Genomic DNA, 10358 nt, shown 5'->3' with positions numbered 1-10358 from the left:
AAGTGCCAGGCACCCCGCCCCGACGCTACGCGCCGACCCTCCCCATCAAAGGGAGGGTAAAGAGAGCTAGCGCAGTGCCTTCATCAGCGCGCCGACCATCACCTGCGGCCGGTAACCGAGCTTGGCGGGCGTCAACCCCAGCCGCACCACCACCAGTTGCTCCGACGGGACGATGGCGACCGTCTGGCCGTCATGGCCCTCCATCCAGTAGGTATCGTTGGGCAGGCCGGCGGCGACGCCGGCGCCGGGATTTCCTTCGTCCCCCGGGGCTTCGATCCAAAGTTGCCCCTTGCCGTAGACTTTCGAGGCCGGTGCCGGTTCGCGCATCCAGTCGACGAAACCGGCCGGCAGGATCTGGTTGCCGTTCCAGACGCCGCCCTGCAGCAGGAATTGGCCGAACCGCGCCCAGTCATGCCCGGTGGCATAGAGGTAGGATGAGCCGACAAAGGTACCCTCCTCGTCGGTTTCGAGCACCGCGCTTTGCATGCCGAGCGGCCCCAACAGCGCTGTCCTTGGCCACATCAGCGCCTTGTCCTTGTCGCCGATAGCATCCTGCCACAGCCGCGACAGCATCACCGCCGTGCCGCTCGAATAGGAAAAGACCTTGCCGACGTCGCCGGTCAGCAGCTTGGCCTCGGCGAAGCCCGCCATATCCGGTTCGAGGTAGAGCATGCGCGTCACATCGGCAACGTCGCCATAATCCTCGTTGAACTCGAGCCCGCTCGACATCGCCATCATATCGGCAAGGCTGATGGCAGCGCGGCCGTCCGCCTTCCATGAGCCGAACAGGCCCTGATTGGTCACCGCCATCTTGCCGTCCTTGACCAGCGTGCCGACGAGCGCGGCGTTGACTGTCTTGGTCATCGACCAGCCGAGCAGCGGCGTTTTCGCCGAAAAGCCCTCGCCATAACGCTCCGCAACAATGCGGCCGTTTTTGACCACCACCACGGCGCGCATGCCGATGCCGGTCATCGCCGCACCGTCGAGGATCTTGTTGATTTCGGGATTTTGCGAGGCATCGACTCGATCTCCCTCGGGCCACAGATCGCCCTTGGTGGCCACCGACGCCTCGGCAGGGATTGACGTGCGCCGTGCCTTGCCGACGTCGCCATCGGGAACCGAGGCGCAACCCAGGCCGGCGCGCGCAACGGCAACGCTCTTGCCGAGGAAGCCAAGCAGCCCGGCCGAGACGGTCCCCCTGTTCTTGTCGACCGACACCTTCATCAGCTTGAGAAGCGGATGGCCGGGCGCCTGCACGTCGATGGCAAGCACCTCATTGGGATCACGGCCGGCGATAAAAACATTGGAGCAGACAATCTTGGCGGAATAGCCGGAACCGACGCGGATCAGGTCGGGCGGAGCGATGTAGAGCCAGGCAAACAGCGCGGCTATGGCCAACACGACCAGGCCGAGCAGCCATTTGATGATCTTCACGGCGATCCGCATCTTTCCGTCCCTGCTTTTCCGCTGGCCGTGGCTTGCGGCCCGATTTATGTCATCGATTTGCCGCCATTGCTTCCGCACAATCGGTGTTCTTGTCGAGCGCCGTCAACCTGTTATCAACCATGATCGGCGATCACTGATGCATGTCGCCCAAAAGTGCGCAGCGGTTTTGGGACAACGACATGCACGAAAATAGCGTATCAGGCGATGCTGTGGGGCGATCGCCTGAGGGGCACCTGCAACGACAACCCAACAGCGACCGGCTGATTCCGGCTCGGGAAATGCGATGCGCCGTTTTGCGGCCCTCATCACGTTGACGCTGCTGGCCGCCTGCTCGACCGCCAGCGATCTCGTGCCCTCGATGTCGCCATCCAGCAGCCCGACGGTTGCCGTGCGCGCACCGCGTTTCGAAGACTCCAAGCCGCATGAATGGGATAGCGGCGCGCCCTGGAACTATGCCGTTCACGGCACCGACGTCTCCAAATACCAGACCTCGGTCGACTGGCCGACGGCCAAGGCCAGCGGCATCTCCTTCGCCTTCATCAAGGCGACCGAGGGCGGCGACCGTTTCGACGAGTATTTCAACGAGCATTGGTCGCGCACCAAGGCCAATGGCATTCCGCGCGCGGCCTACCATTTCTTCTATTTCTGCACGCCGGCCGCCACCCAGGCGCGCTGGTTCATCCAGAACGTGCCCGTCGACCGCTCGGCCATGCCGCCGGTGCTCGACATGGAGTGGAACCCGCAATCGCCGACCTGCCGGCTGCGCCCGGATTCGGCAACGGTGCGGGCCGAAATGACCACCTTTCTCGAGATGATCGAGCGGCACTATGGCAAGAAGCCGATCATCTACACCTCGGTCGACTTCTTCGACGATAACGACCTTTCGACCTTCCGCGGCTATCCCTACTGGCTGCGCTCGGTCGCCGGCCACCCCCGCCAGAAGTACGGCAGCCACCCCTTCGCCTTCTGGCAATACACCGGAACCGGTATCGTTCCCGGCATGACCGGCAAGTCCGATATCAACGTCTTCAACGGCACTGAGTCAGCCTGGAAAAAGTGGCTGCGGCAGAACACCCGTTGACACCGGCTCTGCCGCCTGCTTTTCGACGTCCCATGCGCACCTACCTGCAACCACTGGGATATTTACGCCGGAAACAGTCGAAGAGCCGCCTGCGCTCCGGGCTGCTCGCGGCCCTGCTGCTCGGCGCTACGGCGATGCCGGCGGGGGCGCAGGAATGCGGCGGCGACTTCGAAACCTGGAAGCAAGGCGTGGCGGCGGAAGCCAAGGCGGCCGGTGTCGGCGCTGTGGGCCTTGACGCACTGGAAGCCGCCACCGTCGACGACAAGGTGCTGGCGCGCGATCGCGCCCAGGGCGTCTTCGCACAGACCTTCATCCAGTTCTCCAACCGCATGATCTCGGCCTACCGGCTGAAGCAGGGCGCGGCCAATCTGAAGAAATACGCCGAAATCTTTGCGCGCGCCGACCAGCAGTTCGGTGTCCAGGCGCCGATCATCACCGCCTTCTGGGGGCTGGAGACCGATTTCGGCGCCGTACAGGGCGATTTCCACACGCTGAGCGCCTTGGTGACGCTGTCGCATGACTGCCGCCGCCCGCAGCTGTTTCGGCCGCAACTGGTGCCGCTGTTGACGCTGATCGATCGCGGTGTCGTTCCGGCCGACGTCACCGGCGCCTGGGCCGGCGAGATCGGCCAGACGCAGATCCTGCCTTCCGATTATCTGGCGCGCGGCGTCGACGGCGACGGCGACGGCATCGTCGACCTCAGGCGCAGCGTACCCGACGTAATCATGACCACGGCCAACAAGGTGCTGTCGCGCGGCTGGAAACGCGACCAGCCCTGGATCGAGGAAGTGCGCGTGCCCGAGGACATGCCTTGGGAGCAGACCGGCCGCACCAACAAGCTGCCGCTGTCGCAATGGGCCGCCTGGGGCGTCACCAACCCCGATGGCACGCCGCTGATCGACAATGGCCTGAAGGCCGGCCTGGCACTGCCGATGGGCCGCAAAGGTCCGGCCTTCCTCGCCTACGACAATTTCGACGTATATCTCGAATGGAACCAGTCCTTCACCTACGCGCTGACCGCCGCCAACTTCGCCAGCCGGCTGGCCGGGGCAAAGCAGTTCGACCCGCGCAATCCCGAAACCGGTCTCAATGGCGACCAGATGAAGGAATTGCAGACCAAGCTCGAAGCCAGGGGCTATGACGTCGGCACCGTCGACGGCATTCTGGGCACCAACACCCGCGAAGCCATCCGCAAGGAACAGATGCGGCTCAGCATGCCGGTCGACGGCTGGCCAACGCCGGAGCTTTTGGGGAAGTTGTGAAGAGAGTGAGTAGGCGTTGGGGTTGGGAGTAGAAGCTCCCCAAGCCGAATTCCCTATTCCCTACTCCTTGCCCGGACGAAGTCGACAAATGCCCGCAAAGCCGGGGGGACGTGCCTCGAACTCGGGTGATACAGGAAGAAGCCTGGAAAGCTGGGCGACCAGGGCTCTAGAAATCTCATCAGCCTGCCCGCATCGATCCACGACTGGACCTGATAGTCGATCATGTAGGCGACGCCTGCTCCACCCAGCGCCGCCTTCAGCATCAGCTCGGTGTCGTTGACAGTCAGGCTGCCCTGAACAGCAATTTCCAAAACCCGCTTGCCGCGAGAAAACTCCCACCGGTAGAGGTTGCCGCCGCCCGGCCATTGGAAGTTGATGCATTGGTGCTGGTGCAGATCCTGGGGATGACGGGGAGTTGCGCGGCCCTCAAGGTAGGCCGGGGCGGCCACCGCCGCCATCTGCAAATCGTCGCTGAGCTTGACCGCCACCATGTCCTTCTGCAGCCGCTCGCCGAGACGGATCCCGGCGTCGAACCGGCCCTCGACGATATCGGTCAGGGTATCGTCGACGATGACGGTCAGCGCGATATCAGGATAGGCGCGTTGGAAGTCGCCAAGGATCGGGCCGATGAACCGCACCGCGGCAACACGCGGCACGTTTATTCGTAGCGAACCCGCCGGCCGATCACGCGCGGCATGAATGTCCGCTACGGCGCCCTCCAGCTCTTCGAACGCAACGGCAAGGCGCGCAAACAGCGTCTCGCCAGCACCAGTGGGTGAAACACTACGCGTCGTCCGATTCAGCAACCTGACGCCGATGCGAGCCTCCAGTTGCCGGATCGACTGGCTGAGCGCCGGCGGGGAAACACGCAGCCGGGCGGCGGCGCGGACGAAACTACGCTCTTCCACGATTGCGGCGAATGCCTTGAACTCGGTGAATTCAGAACCGCGCATTGTGTATCCCTAGATTAACAAGCTAGTCAGATAATAGGCCATTATCTGATCAGTTGCAGGGCCCTATTTCTCGACTAGCGGACCCGTCAGATGAAACCGGCACGGGCCTGAATGATTGAAGGAAACGTATCATGCCCAAGTCCTTGCAAGGCAAAACCGCACTCGTCACCGGCAGTTCGCGCGGCATTGGGCGAGCCATCGCCGAAGGACTCGCCTCCAAGGGCGCTGCCGTCGTCGTCAACTATGTCGGCAACCACGAAGCCGCTGACGAGGTCGTGGCCGCCATCGCCGGCAAGGGAGGAAAGGCGATCGCCGTCCAGGCCGACATATCAAGCGTCTCGGATATTCATCGCCTGTTTGACGAGGCTGAGAGTGAGTTCGGCGCGGTCGACATCGTGGTTGCCAATGTCGGCGTCGCCGTCATCAAGCCTCTGACCGAGGCAACCGAAGCCGATTTCGACCATGTCTTCGGCACCAATGCCAAGGGCACGTTCTTCGTGCTTCAGGAAGCAGCGCGCCGTGTGCGAAACGGCGGCCGCATCATCGCGGTCTCCACCGGCGGCACCAAGATGTTCTTCACGCAAACGGCGCTGTATCTCGGCAGCAAGGGCGCCGTCGAACAATTCGTCCGTGTGCTCTCGCGTGAACTCGGACCGCGCGGCATCACGGTGAATGCGCTGTCGCCTGGCTTCACCGACACGGACCTGCTTCCCGAGCGCGATCGCGCCGTGGCGGCCGGCATGTCTCCATTTGGCAGGATCGGCGCGCCCCGCGACGTTGCCGATGTCGCGGTCTTCCTGGCCAGCGACGAGGCCCGCTGGCTGACCGGCGAGAATATCCAGGCCGGTGGCGGGGTCGCTTAGTCCGCCATCGTCTCCAGGCTGGCGAATCCCTGCGGCGCATCGCCTTCGTCAAACGGCGTCGTCACCTCGACAAATGTGTCGGGATAAAAACCGTTGAAGCGGGTTCTCAGCGACAGCGAATAGGCGCCGATATGGCCGATCTCGATCCAGTCGCCGGTGTCGACGGTTTCCGGCAGCCAGAACGGCCGCGACAGGATGTCGACGGAATCGCAGGTCGCGCCGCAGACCTTGAAGGGCACGATGTTCTTCTCCTCGCCATTGCGCGAACGGATCGCCGGATCGGGGATGAAGCGGGCCGGCAGTGTGATCTTGCCAGTCCAAGAATCCGACAGCGACGCCCAGATGCCGTCATTGATGTAGAGCCGCTTGCCCTTGCGCAGCAGCACCCGCACGATCAGCGACAGGCAGCGCGCCACGATCACCCGGCCGGGCTCGGCCACCAACGGGATCTGGTCGAACTGGTATTCCCTCAGGTCGCCCGACAGCCGCGACATGATCTGGCCGAGCGACGGCATCTCGATCTGCTTGCGATTGGGGTCATGGCCGTACTCGGCGGGAAAGCCGCCGCCGACATCGAGCCCCGCAATGTCGAAGGTCAGCCGGTTGCGCACCCAATCGGCGGAGGCCAGCGCCCGCTCATAGGTGTCGGGATCCTCGATCTGGCTGCCGACATGGAAGCACAGGCCGACCTTGTAGCCGGTGCGGTTGAGTCGCTCGGCGAGTTCCACAGCATAGGCCGGCCCGGCGCCGAATTTCTTTGACAGTTCATAGGCCGCCGAGCCCTTGGTCTGGATGCGCACGAACACGCTGATGGAGCCCGGATCGATGTCAAGCGCCCGCACCACCCGCGTCAGCTTGGTGATCTCGTCCTCATGGTCGAGCGAAATGACGCGGATGGCGTATTTTTCCAGCGCAAGCTTGATGTCCGACTGCGCCTTGACCGGATGCATGTAGAGCATCTCGGCGTCGGGTGAGACGGCGCGCACGGCGGCGAACTCGCCGGGCGAGGCCACATCGAAGGCGGTGACGCCGGCTTCGACCAGCGCCTTCAGCACGATCTGCTCGCCATTGGTCTTGACTGCGTAGGCGGTCTTGCCGGGAAACATGCCCATGAACTGTTTGGCATCCGCCTTCAGCACCTGCGGGCGAAAGCAGTAGACCGGATCGTCCGGCCGAAGCGCCAGCGCCGCCTCGCGGGCATTCTCGAATCGCTGCATGGACGAATCCCCTGACTTCTCGGCTGCGCACAATTAATCCAAGCTAGCGGCCAAAGAAAACAATTCTGTGTCTGGCGGGCACTGACCCAGCGGCGCACCCTCCTGGCAGCACTGTTGCCAGCAATCAGGTTTCGGGTGGCTCTTGTCGCCGGACCCGATATGCCTTCTGCCTGAGTGGCTGGCATTGATGCCGCGGGGAAGGACGTTCACGATGGCAATAGCCACGACAGCCGTGCAGCGCGGACCGATGACGCTGAGGGACTGGGGACAGCTTCTGCTGCTCGGCGCCATCTGGGGCGGCTCGTTCTTCTTTGCGCGCATCGCCGTTGCCGAAATGCACCCGCTGGTGCTGGTTCTGTTTCGCGTTGCCATTGCGGCCATTGCACTGCAGCTCTATCTCGGCATTCGCGGTCCGTCCTTCCGCCTCGCCTTCCCGCATGCCGGCCTGTTTTTCCTTTTGGCGCTCGCCAACAATGTCGTCCCGTTCTCACTGATCTTTGCCGGCCAGACCGCGCTTGGCGCCGGCGTCGCCTCGGTGCTCAATGCGACGACGCCGTTCTGGACGCTGATTCTCGCCAACGCGCTGACAGCGGACGAAAAGCTCTCCTGGAACAAGCTTGCCGGCATCGGGCTCGGCATCGCCGGCACCGCTGTCATGATCGGCCCCGGCCTGCTGGCCGGGCTCGGCGGCCCGGTCTGGGCGAAATTCGCGCTGATCGGCGCCTCGCTGTCATACGCCGTCGCGCTGATGATTGCCCGCCGCTTCAAGGGCGTGCCCTCGCCGGTCATCGCCACCGGACAATTGACGGCGTCGACCATCATCATGATCCCGGTGGTGCTGCTCACCTATGGCCCGGCCGGCCTGTTCTCGGCCTCGCCGCCGGTCTGGACGGCGGTGCTGGCGCTGGCGCTGCTCTCCACCGCCTTCGCCTACATCCTCTATTTCAACCTCGTCGCCTCGGCCGGCGCCACCAACGCCTCGCTGGTCACCCTCATCGTCCCGGCCAGCGCCATCCTGCTCGGCCTCCTGTTCCTCGGCGAGCGGCTCGCTCTGTTCGAGTTCTACGGTATGGCACTGATCGCGCTTGGCCTGGTGACGATCGACGGGCGGTTGTTTGGTCGGCGCTAATGCCTGTCGACCAAAAGTGCGCAGCGGTTTTGGAACAACGACGCGCTTTAGGTCTGGTAGCGCTGCCATGCCTCGCTTTCGCCACGGCCGCGTCACAATTTATTCACAGGCTGCCAGCGGCTTTTGCCGAAGAGTTTCAAGGCTTAACGACAGGTGGCAGGTCGCAAATTCCACAATCGCGTCGCATTGCAGCATATTTTCCGCTTGCCTGTGGCACAAATGCCCCTAGACTCCACCCATAGCTCTTGAAGAGGAGACTATGACATGGGACTTACGAGGCCAATCAACGCATTGATGATCTGTGCTGCATTTGCCTTCATTGGCGCCCTTATCATAGGTGTTCTTCCGTAACCGCCGGAGCGGAAGAACAGCAGCAATAGCCCACAAATTCGAAAGGCCGGGTGTTTCGCCCGGCCTTTTGCATTTCAGATTTCATACCACGATGAAGCTCAGGCGGCGGCGGATCCAGCTGCCTCTGTTTCATGGGAGCGGATGCCGATCATATGGCAGATGGCAAACACCAGGTCGGCCCGGTTCATGGTGTAGAAATGGAAGTCGCTGACGCCGCGCTCGACGAGATCGAGCACCTGCTCGGCCGCCACGGCAGACGCCACGAGCGCATGCGTCTGCGGATCGTTGTGCAGCCCTTCGAAACGCTCGGCCAGCCATGCCGGCACCAGCGCGCCGCAGCGCGCCGAGAAATTGGCGACCTGGGTGAAATTGTGCACCGGCAGGATGCCAGGCACGATCGGGATGTAGATGCCGGCACGGCGCGCCTTCTCGACATAACGCTCGTAGAGATCGTTGTCGAAGAAGAACTGGGTGATCGCCCGCGTCGCGCCATTATCCGCCTTGCGCTTCAGCATGTCGAAGTCGGTGGCGAAGTCGGGGCTTTCCGGATGCTTTTCGGGATAGGCCGAGACCGAGATGTCGAAATCGCCGGCGTCCTTCAGCGCTCCGACAAGTTCGGCGCCATTGGCATAGCCATCGGGATGCGGCCGGTAGGCCGTACCGACACCCGCCGCCGGATCGCCGCGCAACGCAACGAAGCGCTTCACGCCCATGTCGGCGAATTCGCGGACGACGGCGTCGACCTCATGGCGGGCGGCGTCGACGCAGGTCATGTGCGCCGCCGGCGTCAGCGTCGTCTCGTTCAGGATGCGCTTGATCGTGCGGGCCGTGCGCTCACGCGTCGAACCGCCGGCGCCATAGGTCACCGAGACGAATCTCGGCTTCAGCGGCTCCAGCCTGGTGACGGTGTCCCAGAGCCTGGCTTCCATCTCGTCGGTCTTCGGCGGGAAGAACTCGAAGGAGACGCGGACCTTGTCGCCAATGTCGGGACGGCGGGAAAAGCGGAACTGGTTCATCAGGCGATTTCCCCCATAGGGTACGCTTTGGTGGGTTGGGTGTCATTTGAAGGCTCGGCCATCAGCATGCGGCGGTCGCGGCCGAGCCACAGCTTGACGGTGAGCCTGGCTTCGTTGCCGCCGCGCGGCTCGAATTCCTGGGCATCCTCGAGATCGAGCCCGGCATCGGCAAACCATTCGGAGATCTGGCGGTCGGAAAAGCCCAGCCTGACATGCGCATGCTGGTCGCGCAGGAATTCCAGTGCATGCGGCGCGAAATCGACGATCACCAGCCGGCCCGACGGGCGCAGCAGCCTTGCCGCCTCGCGGATGGCGCGGGCGGGATCGTCCAGATAGTGCAGCACCTGATGGATGGTGACGAGGTCGAAGGCGTCGCGCTCGACCGGCGGCGCGAAAATGTCGCCTTGGCGGACCTGGGCATTGGCGATGCCTGCCTTGTCGAGATTGGCCCGCGCCACCGTCAGCATTTCGCGCGACATGTCGATGCCGACACCGCGCCGGTAGAGCGGCGAAAATATCTCCAGCAGCCGCCCGGTACCGGTGCCGAGGTCTAGCATCGACTGGAATGGCCGCTTGCCGACCAGCTTGAGGAGTGCGGCTTCCACCGCGCGGTCCGGCACATGCAGCGAGCGGATGTGATCCCAGCTGGCGGCGTTCTCGGAGAAATACTCGGCGGCACGGTCCTGGCGCTTGCGCTTGACCGATGCCAACCGCTCGAGATCGCGCTCGACCTGTGGATCGGCGCCGCGAATGCCAGAGACCAGCCCCATGACGAAGTCGCGCGCGGAATCCGTATCCGACAGCCGGAAGAAGGCCCAGGAGCCCTCCTGGTAGCGGCCGATCAACCCGGCCTCCAGCAGCAGCTTCAAATGCCGCGACACCCGCGGTTGCGACTGGCTGAGGATCTCGGTGAGGTCGGACACGGTGAGATCGCCGCGCGACAGCAGCGCCAGGATGCGCAGCCGGCTCGATTCGGCCGCAGCCTTCAACGTATCCACCATCGTATCGAGCGAAACATGCATCGGCGCGTTCTCGTTGAA

At 63.5% G+C, this 10358-nt stretch carries 9 protein-coding genes; 4 read left to right on the top strand and 5 right to left on the bottom strand.

Going from position 1 to position 10358, the window contains the following annotated elements:
• Positions 1–66: 66 nt before the first annotated feature.
• Entirely contained in the window at positions 67–1446 is a 1380-nt protein-coding gene (locus NKI61_RS25980) for a serine hydrolase domain-containing protein (RefSeq protein ID WP_352841521.1), read from the bottom strand.
• A gap of 283 nt (positions 1447–1729) precedes the next feature.
• On the opposite strand from NKI61_RS25980, the gene NKI61_RS25975 reads away from it, so the two are divergent.
• Entirely contained in the window at positions 1730–2527 is a 798-nt protein-coding gene (locus NKI61_RS25975) for a glycoside hydrolase family 25 protein (protein ID WP_023712425.1), read from the top strand.
• A 32-nt stretch (positions 2528–2559) separates the two neighbouring features.
• Positions 2560–3789, top strand: a complete 1230-nt coding sequence (locus NKI61_RS25970) for a lytic murein transglycosylase (RefSeq protein WP_352803526.1) — start codon at positions 2560–2562, stop codon at positions 3787–3789.
• A 53-nt stretch (positions 3790–3842) separates the two neighbouring features.
• Here NKI61_RS25970 and NKI61_RS25965 read toward each other — a convergent pair whose 3' ends face one another.
• Positions 3843–4742, bottom strand: coding sequence for a LysR family transcriptional regulator (locus NKI61_RS25965; RefSeq protein ID WP_352595299.1), 900 nt, complete (start codon positions 4740–4742; stop codon positions 3843–3845).
• Positions 4743–4873: 131 nt separating this feature from the next.
• Here NKI61_RS25965 and NKI61_RS25960 point away from each other — a divergent pair, with 131 nt between their 5' ends.
• Complete coding sequence (locus NKI61_RS25960) at positions 4874–5605, top strand: SDR family oxidoreductase (protein ID WP_352595297.1); 732 nt, start codon at positions 4874–4876, stop codon at positions 5603–5605.
• Here NKI61_RS25960 and NKI61_RS25955 read toward each other — a convergent pair.
• Entirely contained in the window at positions 5602–6822 is a 1221-nt protein-coding gene (locus NKI61_RS25955; RefSeq protein ID WP_023668250.1) for an alanine racemase, read from the bottom strand. The two genes, NKI61_RS25960 and NKI61_RS25955, sit on opposite strands and share 4 nt — an antisense overlap.
• A 211-nt stretch (positions 6823–7033) precedes the next feature.
• Here NKI61_RS25955 and NKI61_RS25950 point away from each other — a divergent pair, with 211 nt between their 5' ends.
• The gene (locus NKI61_RS25950) at positions 7034–7951 is read left to right on the top strand and encodes a DMT family transporter (RefSeq protein ID WP_352841520.1); all 918 of its coding nucleotides are present in this window, start codon (positions 7034–7036) and stop codon (positions 7949–7951) included.
• A gap of 449 nt (positions 7952–8400) precedes the next feature.
• Here NKI61_RS25950 and metF read toward each other — a convergent pair whose 3' ends face one another.
• Together metF and NKI61_RS25940 are read right to left on the bottom strand one after the other, a co-directional pair.
• Positions 8401–9318 (bottom strand): methylenetetrahydrofolate reductase [NAD(P)H], encoded by a 918-nt coding sequence (metF, locus tag NKI61_RS25945; protein WP_023682156.1) that lies wholly within the window; start codon positions 9316–9318, stop codon positions 8401–8403.
• Positions 9318–10340, bottom strand: a complete 1023-nt coding sequence (locus NKI61_RS25940) for an ArsR/SmtB family transcription factor (RefSeq protein WP_023735976.1) — start codon at positions 10338–10340, stop codon at positions 9318–9320. The genes metF and NKI61_RS25940 overlap by 1 nt, the downstream gene beginning before the upstream one ends.
• Positions 10341–10358: the final 18 nt, after the last annotated feature.

The organism is Mesorhizobium sp. M0514 (genome assembly GCF_040321145.1).
Taxonomy (GTDB): domain Bacteria; phylum Pseudomonadota; class Alphaproteobacteria; order Rhizobiales; family Rhizobiaceae; genus Mesorhizobium.
The sequence above is the reverse complement of the archived record's forward strand: the minus strand, read 5'-3'. Positions and strand labels throughout refer to the sequence as shown.